Source organism: Paraburkholderia podalyriae (assembly GCF_014397785.1).
GTDB lineage: Bacteria > Pseudomonadota > Gammaproteobacteria > Burkholderiales > Burkholderiaceae > Paraburkholderia > Paraburkholderia podalyriae.
The window spans coordinates 17,432-39,247 of record NZ_VZQQ01000056.1 but is presented as its reverse complement, the minus strand read 5'-3'; the positions used below and the strand labels follow the sequence as shown (position 1 = coordinate 39,247).

Sequence of the window (21,816 nt, the reverse complement as noted above, 5' to 3'; positions counted from 1 at the left end):
TTCCTTCAAGCTCCTGCTCAAACCACGCCCGATCTTCTACCTGTCGTCTCCCGGCCATTCTTCTCGCGCGTTCATCGTGATGCAAGCCAGGTTACCAGGATTCGCGAAAGAAGTGGGTAATCACAAGACCCCTCGACCAGTCTCCCCATCGATCCGCTAGCTCCAGTCCTACGCATTCGGCCATGGTATCGAGTTCCTGGTGATAGACATAGCGACGGCGTTGCGGCAAACGCCTGACCGAGGTACCAGAAAACCAGAGGAGAGTTGAAACTAGGTTCTGGTTTAGCGAATCGTGAACAGCCACATTTACGATTGTATTTTCATGATTCACTAGCCGCGCCGATGTAGTTTTCTGCCCGCCGACAAAAGGATTCCAGCCTGGTACGTCCACTTCTATTACCAGAACCCCTTCATTATCTAGGGCCTCCGCAGCAGCTCGGAGGCAAGCTATTTGCGCTTCGCGCGTCGAGAGCAACGTGAACGTGCAGTAAACGCAGTAAACGACACTGTAACGTTGCTGTGATTTGAATCCGGCAATATCACCTTGCCAAGTCTTGACTATACCGCTGCGTTTCGCGACAAGCTCTAGCATACTGTCCGAATTGTCGATACCTTCGACCTTGACGCCGCGCTCGCTCAGAGGTACCGCCACGCGTCCGTCGCCAATACCAAGTTCAAGCGCATTTCGGCCGCTGCAATATCGCTCAAGAAAGGCGACAGTCTGGTCAACCTCAGCGACTTTGCCTCGCAGAGTGGTGTACTCCTCATAGATCGGCGCATAAATCTCGCCATAAATCAACTCGTCAGACATGTCCTGCTCTCCTTTCCATCAAATTCAGCAATTTGCCTGGTTTAACTCCATCCCCTTTTCGAAGGGGCAAGCGCCCGGCGACATGGTCAATAGGGCTTCGAACGCGCTGTTGCTTGGTACCCTCGCCGTTCACACGCAAGACCGGTGCCAACCAGAAGAAGCGTGCTACTTCAGACACACTGGCAGTCTGGTCTTATTCGGACTGTCGGCTGTGTCAGACTTTTGTCGGACATTATTGACAAGAAGCGGATTGAGAGCTAACTCGCGTCAGTTCATGGCTGTGTAGCTCTGTCATTCGAATTCCACCCTCTCAGATCCGGGCGAGCGGGATTACCAGCACTCGACCCTTCGCGACAGTGGCCTGCGTCATATCTGCCTTTGTCCAACTCGGCGTGTATTAGCCTGGACTGCACGTAACCGCAGTCGCAAACCGGTCTCGACGCCTCGGGCGATGTCCAGTGCCTTCGCCGAGAGCATGACCGTTTGCATCACGGTCATCCCCCGCCGTTGGTGTTCAGTCACAACATCGTCGTCGACTCCGCGACATGTTCGACAGTCAGCCACTCGCCTGTCGCATGCCGTGCGCGAAGATGCGAAGCAATGTGATAGGCAAGCAGTTCAGCGCGAGCGCGCAAGTCCATGTTCAGCGGGTTGCTCATCACAATGGCGATCCTCCGTCGCGGCATTGTAGTCGTAGTCGGCCACCACCGGCCGTACGCACCATTGCAAACGGGAAGGCCGTTCCGTTGGGAACGCGTGAAGCGCGGAACTCGGAGCCGTGCGCCTGAGCTATCCTTCCGCCGCCTATCGTCGCGTCACTTCCGGAGCACAAAGATGGAAGTATCCAGCGCCAGATAGGAGCGCCGCCTGGCTAGTATCGGCATCCGTCGCTACCAGCGACGGGTCAGCACGCGTTTTCGGGGCGGGGCTCGCCATTCTGGCGGGCCGCTTCCCCGGTTCACTCAGGATCGTGAAGAAAACGTCCGCGTTATCCGCTGACACGACGCACACCACGAAAGACAACTCATTGCGCAGTTGACGCGGCTGTGTCGGAGGCACCCTTTGCGGCATGCGAGTATGCCGGTTCGTCGATTTGGCGCCTTTTGAGGTGGATGTCGAACCACCTGTCCCACCAACGTTGGGCGCGCTCATTCCTGCACAGCCATGGCACGCACCATTCGCACCACTAATGCCAGCCCGCGGCGCTTACACTGGTGCCACCGCCGCCCGCGCCCTAGGCGAATGAGGTAGTGACCAACGCCGGCACCCATACCGAGCGACGCACTGCTCTCTTTATCGTCTTCATGATTGCGTCCTTCAGTAAGACGACCGCCGGATATCCCTGTGCGCAGGCCGGCGTCCATGACGAGGATTTTCGGATATCGCCCAGCGGCAAATCCTCTACGCTGCGCGTCGATGACCAGTACGGGTCGCGGCTGTAGTCCTGATGGACCGTGGTACCCGACGTCGCATCTGCCATTGAAGGCCGGTGGTCCTTGTCAAAGCCCGGGTCGTTCTTGATGCGTTATGCATCGATGCTGACACGAAAACACTTCGCGTCCTTATCCAACGTGAGTGCGTTCCACGGTATCGCATGCAGGATGGCGCCCATGCCAAGAAAGCCGCCTTCGGACAGCACTGTATATGCAACCCTGCCGCTGCGCACGTTGAACATGATGTCCGAAATCTGCCCGACGTCTTCCCCGTCCGATGAAAAGACCGGCTCGTCTAATGGCTCATGGGCTGTTGCATTTGTTGCGACTGTCCGGTTTGCGACGCGATACATTCGACACACCGCCCGGCGCCCCGCCGAACTAATCGTTCAGTGGGTATAGGAAATACGACTGTCTGGCTCTTTTCAGAGACTGGCGCAGATTTTGCCTCTTCTTGGCGAAGCAACAGAAACGGCAACGAATTCAAAGGCGGAAGAGCAACGTTCCTTTGAAGACTTCGATACCGTTCACTGCTTTAACCGAGCCAAAACTTTTTCCCCTGTGACCACATGCAAGGAGTCGCCAATGCCCCCCAAAGAAGGACTCGAGTTTCATGCGCCAAGCTTAGGCCACTCGTTCCGCGCAAAGCTTTTAATGGACGATAACCCGGATGTTATCAAGGAAGTGCTAGCACAACTGCCTCTCAGGAGCGTCCTTGGACACGTGGTAATTTCGGGCGAGACGATATGGATGCCGACCCGGATCGTTCACTTGACACGGAACAATATGGTCCCTCGTCATCCCGGTGCCGTCTATCTCTATGCTCCGGGGCAGTCGATTTGCCTGACCTACGGGCACATCACAGAAAGCGCACACGTCAACAAATTTGCGGAAGTATTCGAGGAAGACATTCCAAGCCTCCATCGGTTTGGTCGCATTGTCTACGAACAGACAATTGCTCAACCACGGCGGAACACCGTTGAAATAGTTGTGCGGAGGACCGCCTGATGTCTCTAACGTCAAAATTCGAAGGCGACTGGCGCGAGGCAAAGGCAATCATCGAGAAAGAAATCGATCGCATCTGGCTCGACGAGCCCGAGGATGTCCATAAGATCCGTTGGGGCATTATCGACAGCGGAGCAGGAAGCGGAGAGCAAGCGTTTTCTGTACTCGTCCATCTCGAGGCGTATCTCATGCTGGTAGGCGCTGAAGTCATGTATCGCCTGCTCAAGATTTCGAAATATCCGGACTTGCCCCTCGCAACTCTCAATAGAATTACCAAAGAGTTTCTGACAGGAACCTTCAACGTCTTTGCATTCATGACGGATCTCGGATTAGCCAACATGCATCACATCGGTCAAATCTATTCGGACGCCCTCGACGACCTTCAAACGGCGGACGAATATGTGGAGCTCACCGGAGCAATGATGACGTATATCACTCGCATGCACCGGTGGATTCACTCGATCTTCCCTTGGAACCTTGGCGTTGCATTTCCACATCGCACGCCGACAGAAGTTGCGAACCTTGCCAAACTTGTGTCCATGCAAGGCGAGATTTAGTCGTCGAGCTTTCTGGCAGCTACGCAAAGAAATATTGCGACGCGATTCGGCGATATGTGCTGATGGACCGATGGTATCTGTGCCGAATCCGGACTTATCACTGAACGCCCCGTCTGAGGACAGAGCCAATTTATCTGAGATTTCTCGCGCACGATCAGCTCTATATCCAGCACCCGCCAAATAAATAATTGGTGGGCCGATTGTTCTATTAATGTAAATACCCGGGAGTCCCCCATGTCCTCTACAGAAATGCACGGTGTCCGAGTAGGGAGCGGAAAGTGTTCGCCTCATCCGACCGCAAGTGTTGATTATATTCGGCCTCCCCGCGTAACACGTTTGCAGGCTCGACTGACCGATGATGGTATTGACGTGGTCGTATGCTTCAAACCGGAGCACAGCTTCTACATCACAGGCTTTAGCCCGATCATTTATTCACAACCGATGATTGCAATCCTTACCCCCAACCATGAGCCAATCATGCTTGTGCATGCGCTCCGAGACGAACACAGCCGCTCCAGCTCATGGGTACGGGACATACGGTTATTCGGCGCTTGGGGGGACAAGAAAACTGCGGGGGCAGACTGGCAAACTGCACTCACTTCAATCCTCCACGAGCTGGGCGTTGCGGACAAAAAGATTGGAGTCGAAGAAGAGTTCATCTCCATCACATGTCGCCGCCAACTCGAAGACATGTTACCGAAGGCAGAATTCGTCGATGTGAGCCAGCTCATAGAACGCTGCCGGTTGACAAAAGACCCGGACGAAGTTCTCCACGCACGGGTTGCGGCCAGGATTGCCGATGTAGGCATGGAAGCAGCGATCGCAGCACTCCGCGAAGGTGGCACCGAGCGCGACGTCTGCGTGACTGCAATGCACGAGATGAATAAGTTCTGGGCGGGCCGCTACCCCAATGTTGAGGTGTGCGATTTCGGCTCTTTCGAGGGCGGCGTTCACAACGGTCTCTGGGTTTGGGCACTATCCGGTCCGCGTACGTTTCTAAATTGTGACAATCCGACCCAGCGCCGCCCCCTTCGCGGCGAAACCGTTTCGCTGCTGAGTTGGACGGTTGCCAACGGCATGCACGCTGAGATCGAACGTACTGTTGCCATTGGGCCGCTACCGGACGTCAGCAAGCGCGCGCTTGACATCATCCTTGAAATTCGAGAGGAAGTCGACGAACTGATGAAACCCGGCACACCTTGGAGGGACCTGTTCGAAAAGACTCGTGAAAGGCTAGAGTCGCTCGGCTACGGTACCCACACTCCAGGCAGAATCGGTCATAGCATTGGGCTCGGCGCTCACGAGCGAGCCTCGATTGACGCGAAGTCCCGGTTGGTACTGGAACCGGGTATGATCGTTACACTCGAACCGCATATCCGAATACCAAGCGTGTGCCAAACGCAGATTTCCGATACCGTTCTCATAACTGATACCGGCCGAGAATATCTTACTATTGCTACCGGCGGCTACATAGAAATCTGAATTCTAGGCCACCACTTTGATCGAAGGCGTTTGGGTCTTCCGGCTAGGTCTAAACACGTCTATGCGGGTCGCGCGTATATTACAACGAGCATCTGCGGGTCGAACTGCACTGACATCAAGCATGTGTCCCATCAATCAACTGCTCCGGGTCATTGCCGAGGTGACGATCCACCGTCCGCGAAAGTGACGACCAAGCGACTTTTCGAACCAACCGAGCATCGTCTCGCTACTCCTGGTGAGTTACAACTCATTGAATTATTTTTGCCGCGTACTAACGTGCTATGTGTGACACAGACAGGAGAAGGCGGCGATGAGCGGGTGGCCCAAACTGGAGCTCGTGCTGAGCGAATCGGAATTCGAGCAACCCAAGGCGCTGACGATGCGGCACAAGACAGCACAGGCCTGGGCGTTGCAAGCGCGCATCCTGCTGTCCTGCGCCCAAGGTATGGACAACAAGACAGTTGCGGTGAAACTGCGGCTCACGCGCCAAACTGTCGCTAACTGGCGAGCGCGATTTGTCGCAGACCGCGTCGACGGACTGCTTGACGCACCACCCCCGACGCACCCAAGACAATCGACGACACGCATGTCGACGTGGTTATCACGAAGACGCTCGAGTCCGTGTCTGCCGGGGCGACGCACTGGAGCACACGCACGATGGCCAAGGAGATGAAGCTCTCACAGGCGGCGGTGTCGCGCATCTGGCGCGCCTTCGGGCAGCAACTGCATGGGTAAGAGACGTCTAAGCTCTCTAGCGATCCGTTGTTCGTCGACAGTGCGCAATATTGTCGGCCAGTATCTAGGGCGATGGTGCTGTGCGTTGACAAGAAGAGCCAGATACAGGCATTGGACCGCCCACAGCCCATATTGCCGTTCGCTCCAGGCATTCCCGAGCGACGCACTTATGAATACCTGCGTTACGGTGCGGCCACACTATTTCCTGCGCTCGAAATTGTCACCAGCAAGGTGATCGGCGACGTGCACCGGCGCCATCGCAGCAGCGAATTCCCGCTTTTCCCGCGCACCATCGAAGCCGGCGTGCCGCCCGACTTGGATGTGCATTTGGGTGATGGACAATTACGGCACACACAAGACTCCTCGATCAAGGCAGGGTCCACTCGTCATCCCCGATTGCAGGTTCACTTCGCACCGACTTCGGCCTCGTGGCTCAATCACGTAGAGCGCTGGTTCGCCGTGCCTACCGAACGGTACCTTCGTCGCGGCACGCATCGTTCGACTCGCCAACTGCTCGAAGGCATCGAAGTGGGCCGGCTGATTGCCGTTGCCGCAGGGCCGAAAATGGCATAATCGACCTCCCTCGCAAGGGAGAGAGCCCGCGGTGGGCGTCCGATTGGGGTCAAGCGAGCAATTCGCGCAGCGCCGCGACGACTGCGTCGCATTCCTCTTCGGTTCCGATGGTGATGCGCAGATGCTGGTCGATTCGTGGCTGCTTGAAATGCCGCACGAAGATGCTTTGATCTTTTAAGCGTGCGACAAGCATTGCAGCGTCGTGCGAAGCATGACGCACGAACAGGAAGTTCGCAGTAGACGGTACCACGTCGAAACCTTGGCTCTGGAGCGCCCGCTTCATCCGCTCCCTGCTCGCGATCACGCGCTCGCACGTCATCCGATAGTGGTGATGATCCGCGTAAGCAGCCTGTGCCGCGACCTGCGCGAGACGGTCCAGAGGGTACGAGTTGAAGCTGTCTTTCACGCGATTGAGTGCTTCGATGAGCGATACGTGGCCGAATGCAAAGCCGACGCGCATGCCAGCGAGCGAACGAGCCTTCGACGTTGTCTGAACGACAACTAGGTTGGGATAGTGGTCAATCAGAGGGACCGCGGATTGCGCACCGAAATCGACATAGGCCTCGTCAATTGCGACCACCGACGACATATTTCCGGCGACAATTCGCTCTATGTCCGCGAGCGGCAGAGCGCGACCGGTGGGTGCGTTTGGATTCGCGAACAGCACGCTGCCCACGTCGCCAAGGTAGTCGTCCATGCGGATCGACAAGTCGCCGGCGAGCGGAATGGCCCGATAGCGCACGTTGTAAAGCCGTGCGTAGCTGCGATAGAAGCTATATGTGATGTCGGGAAAACGCAGCGGCCGCTCATGCTTCAGCAGCGACGCAAAAGTGTGGGCAAGCACTTCGTCCGAGCCGTTACCGACAAACACCTGCTCCGGCTTCAGGCCGTGATAGGCAGCGACGGTTGCGCGAAGGCGTCGCGCGAGCGGATCCGGATAGCGGCGCAGGGTCTCACCCGCGCTACCTAGCTCGCGGGCAATGGCCGCTAGTACCAGCGGCGACGGCGGGTACGGGTTCTCATTTGTGTTCAACTTGATCGGATGCGCACTCGCCGGCTGCTCGCCCGGCATATATGGCATGAGACGCTGAACGAGGTCGCTCCAGTAACGACTCACCGCCTAGCCCCTGACAGCAAAGAGTCAGTGCTGACCGCATCAGCCATAACAGGAAGTTGAGTATATGGCGATTCGGGCCCACGTCCCCCGGGGACCAAGGCGTCGAGCGTCATTTCGTCCGTGCTTCGTCGCGCTCGCCGGGCGCGCGTAGCTAGGAGTTCTCGCGTGGCTGGCCGTAAGGCGCGTCCTAGAGCAAACCGGCTCTTGTCTGCCCCGCGACGGCTCCCCCAACCAGAGGTGACGCTGCGGCAGTGGTCGTGCAAAACGCTGAAAGACTGCAGCGGCGACGGTTCTTCATGACCGGCACTGTGGCTCGTGAAAGTCCGCACATTGGTTCGAGCGATAGTGGAGTATCGGCGAGGCAAGTTAGTTTGCATTTTTGAATGGTCTCGTTAATGCATGGGTAAGCCAGTCCTACTACAAGATGAATCAGTCACAGAAATCGGAGCCCAACCTAGACGCTGCCAGATTCCGGAAGCCGGCATGGAGTGGTAGATACAACGAGCCCGTCAGTGTCGCGCTCGAATGCAATCAAGCACGGACCGCGCCAACCAAGCATTCTTCTCAAAGGCATCAACTGCGGCCACCGTATTCATCTCGTCCCGGGCCCCAGGTGGCAGGGCGCCGCGCGGCCGGGATCGAGGAGATGCCGCACAAGTTCGCCATCAGAAACGAGGGTGTGAAATCCTGACCAATGATTGACTGGTGTCGATTTGCTCCTCGGGAACGCTCCACCGCCAAGCCGCCAATCGCCGCGTCTAACCCGAGCGACATTCGCTGCACGACGCCGTCGAGGCTTGTCGGAGGTCGAACGCCTCCCGGCATGATCTACGCACAGGCCGACGAATTGAGTCTCGTGACTCGTGAATCGCAGCACGGCAACGAAGCCACTGAGCAGCGCAGACACCCAGATGGTCCATTTCGACGAAAAGTCCGCAAGCGGCGATAGACTGCTAAACAGCGCGGCGTTAACTACAAGCAGTCAACTAAATCCATAGCCATGCAGTACACGCGACGTCACGGTGCACATGGACATCTCGCTAAGAGGCCAGTTCAAATACCCCTGAGGGGGCTGTTTGCTTTCTCGGCAAGCAGTTAACCTTGGATGTCTGAACAACGGAACCCAAGGGATGGAAGCGCCGATCATTGATGACGAATTGTGGACACTGATCGAACCGTTACTGCCGCCGCCCAAGCCCCGGCGCAAAGAGCATCCTGGTCGCCCGCGCGTATCGGATCGGGTGGCGTTGAGTGGCATCCTGTTCGTGTTGAAAACCGGACTGCGATGGAACCACCTGCCGACCGCATTGGGCTTTGGCTCCGGCGCGACCTGCTGGCGACGACTGAACGACTGGCGCAAAGCAGGCGTATGGGATCGACTGCACGAACTGCTGCTCGACAAGTTGCGCGAGGCCGGGCAGATCGATCTTTCATACCCTGCCGCCGATTCCTCGTCGGTACGAGCTGTTGGGGCGGGCGAAAAACTGGCCCGAACCCCACGGATCGCTCGCGACGCGGTTCCAAGCACCACATCCTCGTAGACGCCAATGGCGTTCCCATCAGCGCCATCCTGACCGGCGCGAACCGCAACGACGTCGCCCTGCTGCTGCCGCTCGTCGACGCGATTCCCCCGATCCGCGGCGCGCGCGGCCGACCACTTCAGAAACCCACGGTCACCTATGCCGATCGTGGTTACGATTCCGATCCGCATCGTCAACGATTGCGCGAACGCGGCATCAAACCGGTGATCGCAAGGCGCCGCACTGAACATGGCAGTGGTCTGGGCAAATTCCGTTGGATCGTTGAACGGACTCACTCGTGGCTCCACAACTTCCGTCGTCTTCGCATACGCTTCGATCGTCGAGCTGACATTCACGAAGCATTCTTGAAATTCGGCTGCGCCCTCGTCTGCTGGAACATCTTCAGGCGTATGGAGCAGCCTTTTTTAACTGACCTCTATCCCCAGCCACGCGGTGAGCTGCGACGCCAACTGATCGCCTGTCTGCGCCACGGCCACAGCACGCGTATGTCACACGAGCGGGGCACTGCCCAGCGCGGCCAGATCGCCGACATGGTGAGCATCCATGTACGCCCGCCTGAGGTCGGCGACCGGGTGATGCCAGGTCACTGAGAGGGCGACTTGATCAAGGGCGCTGGCAACCAGTCTTCCGTCGGTGTGCTGGTTGAGCGTACCAGTCTGGTGCTGCTGGCTGGCGAAGATGGAAGACGCCACCGCCGCCTCGACCCTGGCGGGCTTTACAGCCAAACTGAATTCCATCGCAGCACCACTGCGCCGGAGCTTTACCAACGACTAGGGTAAGGAAATGACCCGGCATCAGGAACTCAGCGCCGCCACCGGCATGCGCGTGTACTTCTGCGATCCGCACAGCCCATGGCAACGCCGTACCTGCGAGAACACCAACGGGCTGCTGCGGCAGTAGCTGCCCAAAGGCACTGACCTCTCCATCTACAGTCAGGACGAACTCAATGCCATCGCTGACAGCTCAACAGCCGACCTCGCGCTACCCATGCATTTCATTCACCATTCGAGGTCTTCGAACGTATGCTCGCAACCGCTTCGATGACCTCAGCCTCCATTCAGTAGGCCCCTATTGCGCTTCACTCTTGAAACCGCCCAGTTTCAACGCCGCATTTGACGCTGTTGTTGTCCGACAATGTCGTACATGCGACACGGTCCCTACCGCAAAAAGACGGTTAAAAAGCCGTTCTTGGTTGGCGCAATCCGTGCTTACTTGGTGACGCCGGTGGTAGAGTCCACCGACAGGTTGAACCGCGACTTATCCGCTAGAGGGCGTTTCCGTGAAGACGCGCTGGCGACCGACGAGTCGGCGCGGGTCAACGGGACTATAAGCGCCGACGGCAGATCCAGGAGATAGCTCCTTCTCCATCGACCGCCGGAAGCTTGTGTTGCGGACAATTCAGAAATGCAAACTTCATCCACTATGCATCTTCACTATTCCTCCATCGCGCAAACTATAGCCCAGGCCTTCGCGAGCCGCGGTGCCAATCTTATAGAAGTCGCAACCGTTCAGCCCGCTGATCCATTCTTAGATGTTATGGGCGAACAACAGCGCAGCGCTCTCTTCCTGACAGAAAGCGAGGATCAAGAGATGCTGTGTCTCAGACCAGAGTTCACGGTACCGGTGTGCCTGGAGTACATTAGATCCGGAGCTCCGAACCCTCGGCGTTATGTGTATATCGATAAGAGTTTCTGCAAGGAACCTTCAAGTCGAAATGGCCTCTTGCAGGCAGGTCTCGTTGATTTTGGTGATTCAGATGTTCCGACTGCCGACGCACGGTCGATCTCCGATGCGTACGCCCTCGTCCAACTTATGCTGTCGGGGCGCGAACTGGTTACGGTGATTGGCGACCAGGGACTATTCGAAGCCGTGCTCGCTGCCCTCGAACTCCCTCGTCGCTGGCAGAAGCGCCTCATTCGGGCCTCCGGCTTACGTCTGCGCTCGGGTGCAAATTGCACTACCGTCGGGCACCCTTTGCGTAGCAACCACCTTGATTTTGTGGTCCGAGATTTCCTCGCGAGAGCCGATTGGACAGCCATGACCGCCTATGTTGCGAATGTGATGAGGCAAGGCGGGCTTTCTCCCGCTGCGGGACGCACACCTCAGGAGATTGCTGCACGGCTCATCGAGACGACCGAACTTGCCAATGCCCAAGTGCCACAGAGCACCTTTGATGTTGTGAACAGTTTCCTAGCCATCCGCGCTCCTCTTTATCAAGCCGTTGACGAAATTGCTGGGCTCGCGAAATCTGCAGGATTGACACTTGGCATAGCGTTCGACAACTTTGTCCGACGATCGGAGGTGCTCGCCAGAGAGAGTGGCCCTCCAGATCAATTAACCTACGATGCATCCTTCAGACGGCACCTTGACCACTATACTGGGCTTCTGTTTGATATCCGCGCGCCAGGAGTTGACAGGCCACTTGCTAGCGGTGGACGGTATGATCGATTGCCCAAGCTGCTCGGAGCAGATCGCCCGATTCCGGCGATTGGCCTATCCGCATTTGTTGACCAAGTGCAACTTCTGCAGGGAGCATTGACGTGACAATTTCACTCGCGATTCCGTCAAAAGGACGGCTGAAGGAGCAGACCTTTGATGCCTTAGCTGTGGCCGGGTTGCCGGTTGAGCAATCCAACGAACGAAAATACACGGCAGGCTTTGTTGGTAGGAACGAAGTTGAGGTAGTTTGCTTCACGGCTTCTGAGATTCCGGCCAAACTGGCGCAAGGCGTCGTCGATATAGGAATCACCGGTGAAGACCTGTTATTGGAAAGTAGAGACGACTGGCAGGAAAGGATGGAAGTCATCGCACGGCTGGGCTTCGGGAGAGCTGACATTGTCGTTGCCGTCCCACAGGCCTGGGTGGATGTCGAGACGATAGCGGACCTTGACGATGTCGCGGCAGACTTCCACGAACGTTACGGTCGGCGGCTCAGGATCGCAACGAAATACCGACGGCTGACCCAGCGATTCTTGTCCGAGGTACATGGCATGCGTGCTTACCGCATCATTGAGAGCCTCGGTGCCACCGAAGGAACTCCCGCAACGGGTTCGGCTGATGCCATTGTAGATGTCACAACGACGGGGACGACCTTGCGGGCCAATCATCTGAAAGTGCTTCAAAACGGGCTTGTCCTTCGCTCTCAGGCGTGCCTCGTGGCGGCGCGAAAGAGACAACGAGAAATTGATCAAAATGTCATAGATGAGATTGCTACCAAACTAACGTCTAGACGCGACCGTTGCTTTTAATAAGATCGCTCAACTGTATTCTCACGAAGCAATCCCTCCTGCAAACAGCAATTCGTCGAGAGGCTTCGCTTTGTCAGATATCCCGTCTCCGCACCGCATCCGCGATGTACTCGGCTTGGCGGATGGCGAGAGCGACGATCGTGAGCGTCGGGTTCTCTGCGCTGCTCGTGGTGAGTTGACTGCCGTCTGGGACGAAAAGATTCGTCACCTCGTGCGCCTGCCCCCACCTGTTAACGACGCCGTCACGGAATTTTTCGCTCATCCGGTTCGTGCCCATGTTGTGGCCGGCCGGGTACGGCGGCAGATCCATGACGCGCGTGGAGCCGCATGCCTCGTAAATCATTTTGACCTGAGCGTAGGCATGGTTGCGCAACGCGTTGTCGTTGACATGGTCCTCCTTGGATACCGCGGGAATAGGCAGCCATGTGCTCATACTTATCCAACGCCGACGTGACTTCCCGGCCCCAGTCACCCGCACAGTGCGGCTTTTCTCTTCATTGATTTCGACCTGCAGTTTGGCAAATTCTTCCCGAAGGCGTCGGGTTACGGCCCCGAGCAACCCCGCATGACGCGGATGGACATAGATAAGCACGACAAGATCGTCAGCAAAACGGGCATACTCGACGTAGGTGTACGTCCCATTGCGCGTGGTTTCTTTCGCTCGCTCCAGCATTTGATCCCCCCATGTGAGGTAGATATTGCTGAGTAGCGGCGAAATCACGCCGACCAAAGTTACCTTTTGCGTCCATGGCGTGACCACACCACCTTGGGGTGTACCACGTGTCCGAAACTGCACCTTTCCATCTGGCATCTGCACCGGAGCCTTCAGCCAGCACTCGATGTACATCGCAACCCAGCGTTCGCTGATGTGGCGATGTACCGCCATCAGTAGAAGGTCCCAGTCGATGTTATCAAAGAACCCTTTGATGTCGACCCCTACTACCCATGCATATTTCCGGCAGCGCTTACGCGTCCAAGCCAGCGCCTGCCACGCCGATTTTCACGATCTATAAGCATGGGAATCCTTATTAAATAGCAACCCTACCACCGGCTCCACGACCTGCTTGATCACGTGTGCGCAATTCTGTCCGACACGGTGGGGACGGTCATCGCGAACCGCACACGCGCCCAACGACCATTTGGGTTGGGTAAGATCTGTCACCCATTTCACCCACTTACTGCAAAACACATTTCTCAACGTATCCATATTATAGATGAAAGGCATCAAAACAATCGATTTTACAAATCAATCCTTGTGTTGCACAGTGAAACCCGTCGTTGCGGAAATGGAAATCGAAGTTGATTGACCGAATACTTCGTATTTTGTAAACCTAAGTAGTACGACATATTTAGGCATGTCTCCATGATGCCCACACTTTTGGATGTATCTCTCGACACGCCACCTAAGCTTACCGAAACCGTGCCCGTCGCGGCCTACCGGATGGGACGATCTACTGTGGAGCGGCTTACTGGCTCGATAATTGAACGAAACGGGCCAGATCTGTGAAGGTCCTCGATTCCGTATCCGAGGTGCGCGACGAGTGCCACGATCGCGCCGGACGTCGCGACGTCTACTTGACGTTTGACGACGGTCCTAATCCACTTTGCACACCGGACGTCCTCGAGGCGCTGGCAGAACACCGGGTGCCAGCAACGTTCTGCGTCATCGGCGCGTACGTAGAGGACCAGCCGAAGCTGATCGAGCGAGTGATCGCCGAGGGACACGAGATTGCCAATCGCACGACGACTCATCCGGATTTGTCTGGATGCGAACCTGATGAAGTACGACGCGAAATATTTGGACGCGAACAGGATCATCGGGATGGCATGTCCCCAAGCCGCAGTTCGGCATATGCGTGCCCCTTACGGAATATGGACGGACGAAGTGGTCGCTGAAGTGGCAAAGGCGGGTCTGGCGGCTCTTGACTGGTGGGTAGACCCGCGTGACTGGTCTCGCCCCGGCGTCAATGCGATTGTCAGCGCAGTGCTGGCCTCTGTCCGGCCTGGCGCAATTGTGCTCTTGCACGACGGATGTCCTCCCGGCGAGTCAGGACGGTGCTGTCATGCTGGGCTGCGCGACCAAACCCTCATGGCGCTTTCCCGCCTGATTCCAGCACTGCATGAGTGCGGATTTGTAATCAGCTCGCTACCCCAACCACACTGAACAAACCGACATCTATGAATGCCATTGCCACAATCAGCACTGCCCCCGTTTTGTTGTATGCACTACTCTCGACTGTTTACAAAAGCGCACAGGCCCTCCATGGCCTACCCACGAGTGCTCCGCCGAAGTCGCCCAATGCCGCCGACTCCAACTTTCTGCCGGACGTGGACGTCATCGTGCCGTGCTTTAACGAGCAACCGCGCACACTCTCGGCGTGCCTGGAGTCCATTGCAAACCAGGACTACGCCGGAAAACTGCGGGTCTATGTGGTTGATGATGGTTCTGCGAATCTCGACGCCGTGAGGCCGGTATACGATGCGTACACGCGCGACCCGAGATTCAACTTCATTACGCTTCCCCAAAATATGGGAAAGCGCAAGGCACAGATCGCCGCGATACGCTCTTCATCCGGGGAACTGGTACTCAACGTCGACTCGGACACGACGCTGGCACCCGATGTCGTCAAGAAGCTCGTATTGACAATGCGAGACGCGACGATAGGCGCCGCCATGGGGCAGTTGACGGCCAGCAACCGGAGCGACACTTGGTTGACCCGTCTGATCGATATGGAGTACTGGTTGGCTTGCAACGAAGAGCGCGCCGCACAGGCTCGCTTCGGCGCTGTTATGTGCTGCTCCGGTCCATGTGCCATGTACCGCCGGTCCGCGCTCCTTTTGCTGCTAGATCAGTACGAGACGCAGTTTTTTCGCGGGAAGCGGAGCGACTTCGGCGAGGACCGTCATCTAACGATTCTCATGCTGACGGCAGGTTATCGGACCGAGTACGTTCCGGACGCCATTGCGGCGACAGTCGTTCCGGACAGACTGGGGGCGTATCTGCGCCAACAACTGCGCTGGGCGCGCAGTACTTATCGGGACACGTTGCTTTCGCTGCGCCTGCTGCCCTGTCTCGATCGTTACCTTACGCTGGACGTGATCGGAATGAATCTGGGCTCGCTATTTCTCGCCTTATCGCTTCTAGCCGGGCTCGCGCAGCTCGCATTGACAGCGACAGTGCCGTGGTGGACTGCCCTGATAATCGCATCATCAACCATGATCCGCTGTAGCGTGGCATCGGTTCGCGCTCGCCAGGTTCGATTTCTTGGCTTTTCTCTTCACACACCTATTAACCTCTTTCTCTTGCTCCCCCTGAAAGTCTATGCGCTGTGTACATTGAGTAATAGCGATTGGCTGTCCCGTGGCTCTGCAGGGAACGTTTCGAACGTTCGTGAAAAACAGGTCGATACTCCGAATCCGGTTACAAAGCCGAACGCGACTTCAGCGTCAAGATCTGCGACTCCACACCGTCGGCAGGATCACGCGTGCGAGTCTTCAACATTAGCGACGTCTGACGAAGCATTCGATGGCGATTAGTTAATCGTACATATAGATCTCGAGTATCGCGCCAACCCAGAACCGCCCACCATCGGCACTGGTCGGCTTGAGTGCGATCGTCTCACGCAAAGGCTCGATTGTCGTCTTCCCAACGCCAGTGCATTCACCGAAATCCTGGTACTCCATTGTCAGTAACTCACGCGCTTGGCAAAGGATCTTCTATCGACCGGGGCGTTTTCAATCGGGCCGCGGCAGCAGAACGGCTTCTTTTTCTCTAAGACGAGTGCGTAATTTTCCTTCTTATCTCCATGTCCAAAGCAGCAATCAGCTTCACCGGCGTAAGGAAGTCATATGGCGACAAGATCGTAGTCGACGGATTGTCGTTCAGCGTCGCGCCTGGAGAGTGCTTCGGTCTGCTAGGGCCAAATGGCGCGGGCAAGAGCACGACGGTGCGTATGGTTCTCGGCATGGCGCCGCCCGACGCAGGCAAGATCATCGTGCTCGGGGAGCCAGTGCCGGCGCGCGCTCGCTCGGCACGTATGAGCATTGGCGTGGTGCCGCAATTCGACAACCTCGATCCCGGGTTCACCGTGCGCGAGAACCTTCTGGTGTTTGGGCGCTACTTCGGCATGAGCACACGTGAAATTGAAGCGGTCGTGCCGTCGCTGCTCGAATTCGCTTGCCTCGAAAGCAAGGTCGATGCGCGCGTCACCGAACTATCCGGTGGCATGAAGCGGCGGCTGATGCTGGCACGCGCGCTGATCAACGATCCACAGTTGTTGGTCATGGACGAGCCTACAACGGGTCTCGACCCGCATGCGCGCCACCTGATCTGGGAAAGCCTGCGTTCCCTGTTGGCGCGCGGCAAGACGATCCTCTTGACTACCCATTTCATGGAAGAGGCCGAGCGGTTGTGCGACCGACTGTGTGTGCTGGAGGAGGGGCGAAAGATCGCCGAAGGCGGGCCTCGCGTGCTGATCGAAGAACAGATCGGGAGCCACGTGGTCGAGATCCACGGCGGCAATCCGCATGAGCTGCGCACGTTGATCGCGCCGCACGCGCAGCGTATCGAAGTCAGTGGTGGGACCCTCTTCTGCTATGTGTCCGATCCGGAACGGGTGTGTGTACAGTTGCGCGGGCGCGCGGCGCTGCGCCTTTTACAGCGTCCAGCAAATCTCGAGGATGTCTTTTTGCAGTTAACCGGGCGCGGGATGAAGGAGTGAACGATGAGAGAGTTTTATGCAGCGGCCCTGCCCGCGAACGTGTGGAACTGGGTTGCAGTGTGGCGCCACAACTATCTGGCATGGAAAAAAGTCGCGTTTGCCTCGATTCTCGGTAACCTTGCCGATCCTATGATTTATCTGTTCGGCCTCGGCTTTGGTTTCGGGATAATGGTAGGTCGCGTCGATGGCGCATCTTATATCGCGTTTCTCGCGGCGGGTATGGTCGCCACGAGCGCGATGACCTCCGCGACCTTCGAAACGATTTATGCAGCTTTCTCTCGCATGCATGTTCAGCGCATGTGGGAAGCGATCCTGTGTACACGGCTCACGCTCGGCGATATCGTTCTGGGTGAACTGGCATGGGCCGCCACTAGGGCCTTTTTTGCCGGCATCGCCGTCATGGTGGTAGCCACCGTGCTGGGTTATGCAGCGTGGTCATCCATTCTCTATGCTTTGCCTGCCATCGCTCTGACTGGCCTCGCCTTCGCGAGTCTGGCGATGATCCTCACGGCGCTTGCACCCAGTCACGATTACTTCGTGTTCTATCAAACGCTCGTTCTCACGCCCATGGTGCTCCTAAGCGGCGTGATCTTCCCGATCAGTAAGCTACCTGCCGTTTTTTGCGACGTAGCGCGCTTCTTGCCGCTGGCACATTCCGTCGACCTTATCCGTCCCGCGATGCTCGGACGCCCGGTGGGCAGTGTTGCCCTGCATATTGGCGCTCTCTGCATTTGCACGGTGTTGCCGTTCTTCCTGTCGGTGGCGCTGTTACGTCGACGCCTCATGTCTTAGTGCCAGCTATGGCCAGTACGAGTGACCAGGAAAACCACCATGTCGTATCAACGCGAACGCTTCGTGCATCCGCGCACGCGCCCCATCCGCCGACGGTCTCCCCGCAGCCCGATATAGCACCGGAAACGAGTCGCGATGCGGGCGAACAGCAGCGTCAGCGCGCTGCTGATCGCGTACGACCTGTAGTGATGGTCGGCGAGCCACACCTCGTGGTAGCCGAACGTTTGGGCGGCCGGCGCATTACGCACGGTTTGCGTCAGCGCATCGCGCGCGTCGCCGTCGGGGTTCTCGACGTTGAGGAAAAGGCCGTAGCGTTGTGCGGAATCCGACATGGCAGGCCCTCTCGTGGAAAGACCACGTCAAAGGCAAGTTTTGCGCCCACATCTCGCGGTACGTAAAGTCTTGACGACGTCAGCCATGCCTCAGGCAGAAGCGCGACGCTGCGACCACGCCGCGCCGCTGGGCAGGCCGAGCCCGCAACACGCCCGCGATGAAGCTCGTCACGCTCGACGAACGCAAAGCGGACCACGGCGCGCGGTGACGCGCGCACAACCGCCGCAGCGCGACCAGCGAGTCCGGGTCGATCAGATCCAATGGGCACAGCACCCGGTAGGCGCCTGACAGCAAAGCCTCGAAGCCTTCGGCACGGCTATCGTCGTCGATGGTCCCGGTGTGATGAACGAACTCGCCTCCCGCCGCATCCACCAGCGCACGCAGCACGGCGTTGATGCGTGGCCGCCCGCCCACATAAACCCATCGACGCCCGCTCAATGCGCGCGTCAATGCGCGGTCGTCGAGCAGCGCCTGCTCAACCGCGAACAACTCGTGCTGCAGGCTCGCGACATGTGCCCGCGTGCGCTCCTGCGACAGGCTCGCACTGCTGTCGGGAACGCATGTGCCGCGGTTCTGATTCATGACGGGCTGCGCTTCGGATCGCACCGTTACGGCAACGGCAGGCGGCATGGGTCTCATGGCGAGCGCCTCGTGGCATGGCCCGCAAGCCGTTCGCCCGCTGCCGGAGTGAGAAACCAGCTACGCACCGTGTCGTACGTGTAGCGCGTCCGGCCGGCATGACGCGCGTGCGGCGCCAGCCAATGCTCGGACAGCGGCTTCGCCCAGCCCCAGAAGTCGGCGCGCAGCGCGGGCGGGAAACCGACGTCGTCGAACGCATACCAAAGTTGAACCAGCCAGGGTTCGCGGCCCTCTTCGTCAAGCAGCAACGGCGGCTTGGAGCCCGCCTGCAGATGCGCATGCCGCTCGCCGTAATACAGCAGCCTGCCGCAGGACTCGACCACGAAGTCGGCCACCTGCGACGCGACGCACTTGAAGCGGTGACCGACGCGTGCAAACAGCAGCATAAGCCTGAGCCGCTGCAACTGGCACAGCGCCAGATCGCGCAACCCCGCTTCGTCGCAGATCGCGAGTAGCCGGTGCGGCGGTTGCGGCAGCGCGGGCACGCAGGCGGGCGGCAATGCCCGGGCGCGCGGCCCTTGCTGCTGCGACTCCGCAACGGGCCATTGCAGCGTCAGGTAGCAGGCCCGGGTGCAGGGTGTATAGCGAGGGCGGGGCCCCGGAGACGCAGCAGGTTGGAACGAATCCATAGGTATGTAAGGTTTGTGGTGCGATTTCTCGGTTGGATGCCTGAATAGATAACGATGAGCATGCTTTAGCAGGTCCCGCGCTTTCTCACTGTGAATCTACCGAAGAAGCCCGGCAAGGCGGACCGGCGACGCACCTGCTCAACGGGGGGGCGCGGGCCGGGCATTTTTGCCTACTCCGCGCCAAAGCAAAGCGGATGGTCAGAACAGACGCCACAACTCGGCGTCTTGCAGATGACCAGGCCCTCGCGCTCGCACAGTTGCTTGTAGAAGAACTTCTTCCACTTCATGCCATGCGTATTCTTCGCGGCCAGCCGCGGAAACCAGTGGCTGATCAATGCTGACAACTCGCGCCGCGACGGCAGAAGCAGGTCTTGCCAAAGGTGGTTTTGCCCGAGGCTCGCGCAGGCCAATGCATGGGCCACGCAGTTCGCCTCGTCTGCCGGGCCGGCGCGCGGATCGGCATGGTGATTGAGCAACGCCACCAGGTCTTCCAGTTCGTCGTCACGCGGCATCGTGGCGGGCGACAAGACGCACGTAAGACCGAGCGCCCGCCCGGCACCCGGGAACCAGCGCGCGAGCATTCGGCGCGTCTGGTCGGCGTCCAGTCCGGGCATCGGCAGCACATCGACGCCGTGGTGCTCGAACCCGCTCGACAGCACGCCGGCCAGTGCCAGCACGGTGGGATCGCCCGCTTCCACCGCGCACGCCATCAAGGTTGCATAGGCGTTCATCGCGGCATCGCTCAGAGAACGGCCGCGGCGTGCGTGTAGCACTTTTTCGGGCAGATCTTCGCGCACGCGGTGCAGCCGACGCACAGTTCCCGATGCACGATAGTCATCACCTTCTTCTCGTACTCGTCGTCTTCGTCTTCGTCGTCGCCGTCCAGTGCGATGTGCGCGCCGTCCTCGTTAAGCCCGACGAGTTGCAGCACGCCACGCGGACAGACACGGAAACAACGTCCGCAACCAATGCATTTTTCTTCGTCGAGCCTGTTGACGAAGGTCGGCGTCCAGGTGGCGCCGCTCGGCAGCGTAACGCTGAAGGTATCGCTCATGATGTGGCTCCGTGGCTTCGCTGGTTCAGGCAGCTGCCTCAGCGGCAGCCTTGCGGGCTGCCATCAGCGCGGCGTGGGCGTCATGGCAGCGCTGGGCGACAGCGAGAATGTTCTCCCAGTTGGTCGGGAGTTCCTCTGAGAGGTCGTGCAGGTCCAACTTCGCCTGGGTCGCTTGCGCGTTGAGTTTCTTCAGGTGCGCCTTGAGTTCATCGGCATCGGTGCTCATCGTCTCGGTCCCCTCACGATTCCTTCATGCTCCGTACTGTGCGACGGCGGGGTACCTCCGGATCACCTCGACCGCTTCGTCGAGAAGCTTTGCGCCCGCCTCGGCGAGCTTCTCCAGCGAAGCGAAGCCGAACCGGTGTACGTCGCGCAACTGCTTGTTGACGACAACGAGCCGCCCCGCGAGCAACACCATGCGCCCGAAGCCCTCGTGGCTCATCTTCATCATCGGCGAAACCATTTGGCCGGTCTCACGCTCGATCGCCACCGCAATCGCGCTATAGAAAAGCTCGAGCCGCCACAGCGTTTCGGGGTCGGGGTCGCCCATGATCGGAATCGCGCGGCGTTCCTCCGGCGTGTGGATGTACGGCTTGAGCAGTTGCAGGTCGGTCTTTCCGTCCCACACGCCGCGGGCGTCCTGCGCGCGCAACTGCCTGACGAGCTGCTGCACAAACGGTGCGACCAGCAGCATTTCATCGCTGGCCTTGGACGGAATTGCGGATGATTCAGCCATGGGATACCTCATCGTCTTCAAAGTCGTATACACGTTCGCCACCCTTCACCAGCGCCTTGCGCAGCCACGGCGGCGGCGTGCCCTTCAGCACCTGTTGCAACTTGCCGAGAGTCTCCTCGATGGACTCGGGCCGCGGCACCTTGATCGGGTGAATCCTCAGCGCGACCACTCGCGCCGCGGCCGAGCCGCCGATTGCGGCGACGTACAGGATCGCGCAATCCTTGACGGCTTCGAGCTTGGGCACGAGCTTGTCCTCGTCGCCGTCCTCTTCGAGCTTGCCACCAAAGTCGAACGCCTCGACGAACTGGTAGCCGTCCGGTGTGACGTTGTAGGTGACGATGCTCCTCGCCCAGCCAAAATGCGCATCGACGAACTGCCTGTCCTGGGTGGCGAACGCGATCTTCATGCTG

23 protein-coding genes and 4 pseudogenes are annotated in these 21,816 nt (G+C 58.3%); 14 read left to right on the top strand and 13 right to left on the bottom strand.

The window, feature by feature from the left end; translation table 11 throughout:
- Positions 1 to 91: 91 nt before the first annotated feature.
- The 3 genes and pseudogenes from F6X42_RS34260 to F6X42_RS34250 all read right to left on the bottom strand — a co-directional run.
- The gene (locus F6X42_RS34260; protein WP_187638402.1) at positions 92 to 811 is read right to left on the bottom strand and encodes a class I SAM-dependent DNA methyltransferase; all 720 of its coding nucleotides are present in this window, start codon (positions 809 to 811) and stop codon (positions 92 to 94) included.
- 518 nt (positions 812 to 1,329) lie between these two features.
- Positions 1,330 to 1,470 (bottom strand): hypothetical protein, encoded by a 141-nt coding sequence (locus F6X42_RS34255; protein ID WP_018423130.1) that lies wholly within the window; start codon positions 1,468 to 1,470, stop codon positions 1,330 to 1,332.
- A 731-nt stretch (positions 1,471 to 2,201) separates the two neighbouring features.
- Positions 2,202 to 2,597, bottom strand: a pseudogene (locus F6X42_RS34250) (PRC-barrel domain-containing protein); the annotation flags it as partial.
- 232 nt (positions 2,598 to 2,829) lie between these two features.
- Between F6X42_RS34250 and F6X42_RS34245 the strand changes: the two are divergent.
- From F6X42_RS34245 to F6X42_RS46460, 6 genes and pseudogenes are all read left to right on the top strand, one after another.
- Positions 2,830 to 3,252 carry a hypothetical protein gene (locus F6X42_RS34245; protein WP_018423133.1) on the top strand — a complete coding sequence of 141 codons (423 nt, stop codon included), beginning with the start codon at positions 2,830 to 2,832 and terminating at the stop codon, positions 3,250 to 3,252.
- On the top strand, positions 3,252 to 3,806 hold the full coding sequence (locus F6X42_RS34240) for a cucumopine synthase-related protein (RefSeq protein WP_018423134.1): 555 nt from the start codon (positions 3,252 to 3,254) through the stop codon (positions 3,804 to 3,806). The genes F6X42_RS34245 and F6X42_RS34240 overlap by 1 nt, the downstream gene beginning before the upstream one ends.
- A 234-nt stretch (positions 3,807 to 4,040) precedes the next feature.
- Positions 4,041 to 5,288, top strand: a complete 1,248-nt coding sequence (locus tag F6X42_RS34235) for a M24 family metallopeptidase (protein ID WP_246530351.1) — start codon at positions 4,041 to 4,043, stop codon at positions 5,286 to 5,288.
- Positions 5,289 to 5,598: 310 nt separating this feature from the next.
- Positions 5,599 to 5,799, top strand: a pseudogene (locus F6X42_RS46470) (IS630 family transposase); the annotation flags it as partial.
- An 83-nt stretch (positions 5,800 to 5,882) separates the two neighbouring features.
- Positions 5,883 to 6,023, top strand: coding sequence for a hypothetical protein (locus tag F6X42_RS46465; protein ID WP_239499309.1), 141 nt, complete (start codon positions 5,883 to 5,885; stop codon positions 6,021 to 6,023).
- 72 nt (positions 6,024 to 6,095) lie between these two features.
- The gene (locus F6X42_RS46460) at positions 6,096 to 6,596 is read left to right on the top strand and encodes a transposase (protein ID WP_239499211.1); all 501 of its coding nucleotides are present in this window, start codon (positions 6,096 to 6,098) and stop codon (positions 6,594 to 6,596) included.
- 49 nt (positions 6,597 to 6,645) lie between these two features.
- On the opposite strand, the gene hisC is transcribed toward F6X42_RS46460, so the two are convergent.
- A complete protein-coding gene (gene hisC, locus F6X42_RS34225; RefSeq protein ID WP_026226285.1) occupies positions 6,646 to 7,713 on the bottom strand; it encodes a histidinol-phosphate transaminase in 1,068 nt (355 codons plus the stop codon).
- Positions 7,714 to 8,843: 1,130 nt separating this feature from the next.
- Here hisC and F6X42_RS34220 point away from each other — a divergent pair.
- The 4 genes and pseudogenes from F6X42_RS34220 to hisG form a co-directional block, all read left to right on the top strand.
- Positions 8,844 to 9,658 (top strand): annotated as a pseudogene (locus tag F6X42_RS34220) (IS5 family transposase); the annotation flags it as partial.
- Positions 9,659 to 9,667: 9 nt separating this feature from the next.
- Positions 9,668 to 10,318 (top strand): annotated as a pseudogene (locus tag F6X42_RS34215) (IS30 family transposase); the annotation flags it as partial.
- A 340-nt stretch (positions 10,319 to 10,658) separates the two neighbouring features.
- A complete protein-coding gene (locus F6X42_RS34210; RefSeq protein ID WP_187638401.1) occupies positions 10,659 to 11,798 on the top strand; it encodes an ATP phosphoribosyltransferase regulatory subunit in 1,140 nt (379 codons plus the stop codon).
- Positions 11,795 to 12,502: an ATP phosphoribosyltransferase gene (gene hisG, locus F6X42_RS34205; RefSeq protein ID WP_018423142.1), complete on the top strand. Its 708-nt coding sequence runs from the start codon at positions 11,795 to 11,797 to the stop codon at positions 12,500 to 12,502. Before F6X42_RS34210 ends, hisG begins: the two co-directional genes overlap by 4 nt.
- A 73-nt stretch (positions 12,503 to 12,575) precedes the next feature.
- Here the strand turns inward: hisG and F6X42_RS44505 are convergent, their stop codons facing one another.
- On the bottom strand, positions 12,576 to 13,484 hold the full coding sequence (locus F6X42_RS44505; protein ID WP_246530354.1) for a GMC oxidoreductase: 909 nt from the start codon (positions 13,482 to 13,484) through the stop codon (positions 12,576 to 12,578).
- A gap of 521 nt (positions 13,485 to 14,005) precedes the next feature.
- Here F6X42_RS44505 and F6X42_RS43540 point away from each other — a divergent pair.
- The 4 genes from F6X42_RS43540 (at position 14,006) to F6X42_RS34180 (ending at position 18,015) form a co-directional block, all read left to right on the top strand.
- Complete coding sequence (locus F6X42_RS43540) at positions 14,006 to 14,398, top strand: polysaccharide deacetylase family protein (RefSeq protein WP_222945822.1); 393 nt, start codon at positions 14,006 to 14,008, stop codon at positions 14,396 to 14,398.
- 282 nt (positions 14,399 to 14,680) lie between these two features.
- Positions 14,681 to 16,039 carry a chitooligosaccharide synthase NodC gene (nodC, locus tag F6X42_RS34190; protein ID WP_187638399.1) on the top strand — a complete coding sequence of 453 codons (1,359 nt, stop codon included), beginning with the start codon at positions 14,681 to 14,683 and terminating at the stop codon, positions 16,037 to 16,039.
- Between the two features lie 269 nt (positions 16,040 to 16,308).
- Positions 16,309 to 17,223 carry a nodulation factor ABC transporter ATP-binding protein NodI gene (gene nodI / locus F6X42_RS34185; protein WP_187638398.1) on the top strand — a complete coding sequence of 305 codons (915 nt, stop codon included), beginning with the start codon at positions 16,309 to 16,311 and terminating at the stop codon, positions 17,221 to 17,223.
- Between the two features lie 3 nt (positions 17,224 to 17,226).
- On the top strand, positions 17,227 to 18,015 hold the full coding sequence (locus F6X42_RS34180) for a nodulation factor ABC transporter permease subunit NodJ (protein ID WP_090811273.1): 789 nt from the start codon (positions 17,227 to 17,229) through the stop codon (positions 18,013 to 18,015).
- A gap of 47 nt (positions 18,016 to 18,062) precedes the next feature.
- On the opposite strand, the gene F6X42_RS34175 is transcribed toward F6X42_RS34180, so the two are convergent.
- The 8 genes from F6X42_RS34175 to nifX all read right to left on the bottom strand — a co-directional run bounded on the left by F6X42_RS34175 (position 18,063) and on the right by nifX (position 21,812).
- Positions 18,063 to 18,347: a hypothetical protein gene (locus F6X42_RS34175; protein WP_246530350.1), complete on the bottom strand. Its 285-nt coding sequence runs from the start codon at positions 18,345 to 18,347 to the stop codon at positions 18,063 to 18,065.
- Between the two features lie 79 nt (positions 18,348 to 18,426).
- Positions 18,427 to 18,930 (bottom strand): DUF2325 domain-containing protein, encoded by a 504-nt coding sequence (locus F6X42_RS34170; RefSeq protein WP_246530349.1) that lies wholly within the window; start codon positions 18,928 to 18,930, stop codon positions 18,427 to 18,429.
- 53 nt (positions 18,931 to 18,983) lie between these two features.
- The gene (locus F6X42_RS34165) at positions 18,984 to 19,616 is read right to left on the bottom strand and encodes a globin family protein (protein ID WP_187638397.1); all 633 of its coding nucleotides are present in this window, start codon (positions 19,614 to 19,616) and stop codon (positions 18,984 to 18,986) included.
- A gap of 170 nt (positions 19,617 to 19,786) precedes the next feature.
- On the bottom strand, positions 19,787 to 20,347 hold the full coding sequence (locus tag F6X42_RS34160; protein WP_187638396.1) for a nitrogen fixation protein NifQ: 561 nt from the start codon (positions 20,345 to 20,347) through the stop codon (positions 19,787 to 19,789).
- An 11-nt stretch (positions 20,348 to 20,358) separates the two neighbouring features.
- Positions 20,359 to 20,670, bottom strand: coding sequence for a ferredoxin III, nif-specific (fdxB, locus tag F6X42_RS34155; RefSeq protein ID WP_027193737.1), 312 nt, complete (start codon positions 20,668 to 20,670; stop codon positions 20,359 to 20,361).
- A gap of 25 nt (positions 20,671 to 20,695) precedes the next feature.
- Positions 20,696 to 20,896 (bottom strand): CCE_0567 family metalloprotein, encoded by a 201-nt coding sequence (locus F6X42_RS34150; protein ID WP_018423155.1) that lies wholly within the window; start codon positions 20,894 to 20,896, stop codon positions 20,696 to 20,698.
- Positions 20,897 to 20,920: 24 nt separating this feature from the next.
- The gene (locus F6X42_RS34145; RefSeq protein WP_187638395.1) at positions 20,921 to 21,406 is read right to left on the bottom strand and encodes a NifX-associated nitrogen fixation protein; all 486 of its coding nucleotides are present in this window, start codon (positions 21,404 to 21,406) and stop codon (positions 20,921 to 20,923) included.
- Positions 21,399 to 21,812 carry a nitrogen fixation protein NifX gene (gene nifX / locus F6X42_RS34140; RefSeq protein WP_187638394.1) on the bottom strand — a complete coding sequence of 138 codons (414 nt, stop codon included), beginning with the start codon at positions 21,810 to 21,812 and terminating at the stop codon, positions 21,399 to 21,401. The genes F6X42_RS34145 and nifX overlap by 8 nt, the downstream gene beginning before the upstream one ends.
- Between the last annotated feature and the right edge of the window lie 4 nt (positions 21,813 to 21,816).

What these genes read in the sequence shown, in the direction of transcription:
- F6X42_RS34245 (WP_018423133.1), top strand. Translation starts at nt 2,830, where the DNA reads ATGCCCCCCAAAGAAGGACTCGAGTTTCATGCGCCAAGCTTAGGCCAC.
- F6X42_RS34145 (WP_187638395.1), bottom strand. Translation starts at nt 21,406, where the DNA reads ATGGCTGAATCATCCGCAATTCCGTCCAAGGCCAGCGATGAAATGCTG.
- F6X42_RS46460 (WP_239499211.1), top strand. Translation starts at nt 6,096, where the DNA reads ATGGTGCTGTGCGTTGACAAGAAGAGCCAGATACAGGCATTGGACCGC.
- F6X42_RS34175 (WP_246530350.1), bottom strand. Translation starts at nt 18,347, where the DNA reads ATGTCGGATTCCGCACAACGCTACGGCCTTTTCCTCAACGTCGAGAAC.
- F6X42_RS34255 (WP_018423130.1), bottom strand. Translation starts at nt 1,470, where the DNA reads ATGAGCAACCCGCTGAACATGGACTTGCGCGCTCGCGCTGAACTGCTT.
- nodC (WP_187638399.1), top strand. Translation starts at nt 14,681, where the DNA reads ATGAATGCCATTGCCACAATCAGCACTGCCCCCGTTTTGTTGTATGCA.
- F6X42_RS34260 (WP_187638402.1), bottom strand. Translation starts at nt 811, where the DNA reads ATGTCTGACGAGTTGATTTATGGCGAGATTTATGCGCCGATCTATGAG.
- F6X42_RS34235 (WP_246530351.1), top strand. Translation starts at nt 4,041, where the DNA reads ATGTCCTCTACAGAAATGCACGGTGTCCGAGTAGGGAGCGGAAAGTGT.
- F6X42_RS34160 (WP_187638396.1), bottom strand. Translation starts at nt 20,347, where the DNA reads ATGAACGCCTATGCAACCTTGATGGCGTGCGCGGTGGAAGCGGGCGAT.
- F6X42_RS34150 (WP_018423155.1), bottom strand. Translation starts at nt 20,896, where the DNA reads ATGAGCACCGATGCCGATGAACTCAAGGCGCACCTGAAGAAACTCAAC.
- nodI (WP_187638398.1), top strand. Translation starts at nt 16,309, where the DNA reads ATGTCCAAAGCAGCAATCAGCTTCACCGGCGTAAGGAAGTCATATGGC.
- F6X42_RS34165 (WP_187638397.1), bottom strand. Translation starts at nt 19,616, where the DNA reads ATGGATTCGTTCCAACCTGCTGCGTCTCCGGGGCCCCGCCCTCGCTAT.
- fdxB (WP_027193737.1), bottom strand. Translation starts at nt 20,670, where the DNA reads ATGAGCGATACCTTCAGCGTTACGCTGCCGAGCGGCGCCACCTGGACG.
- F6X42_RS34170 (WP_246530349.1), bottom strand. Translation starts at nt 18,930, where the DNA reads ATGAATCAGAACCGCGGCACATGCGTTCCCGACAGCAGTGCGAGCCTG.
- nifX (WP_187638394.1), bottom strand. Translation starts at nt 21,812, where the DNA reads ATGAAGATCGCGTTCGCCACCCAGGACAGGCAGTTCGTCGATGCGCAT.
- F6X42_RS34210 (WP_187638401.1), top strand. Translation starts at nt 10,659, where the DNA reads ATGCAAACTTCATCCACTATGCATCTTCACTATTCCTCCATCGCGCAA.
- F6X42_RS34180 (WP_090811273.1), top strand. Translation starts at nt 17,227, where the DNA reads ATGAGAGAGTTTTATGCAGCGGCCCTGCCCGCGAACGTGTGGAACTGG.
- F6X42_RS34240 (WP_018423134.1), top strand. Translation starts at nt 3,252, where the DNA reads ATGTCTCTAACGTCAAAATTCGAAGGCGACTGGCGCGAGGCAAAGGCA.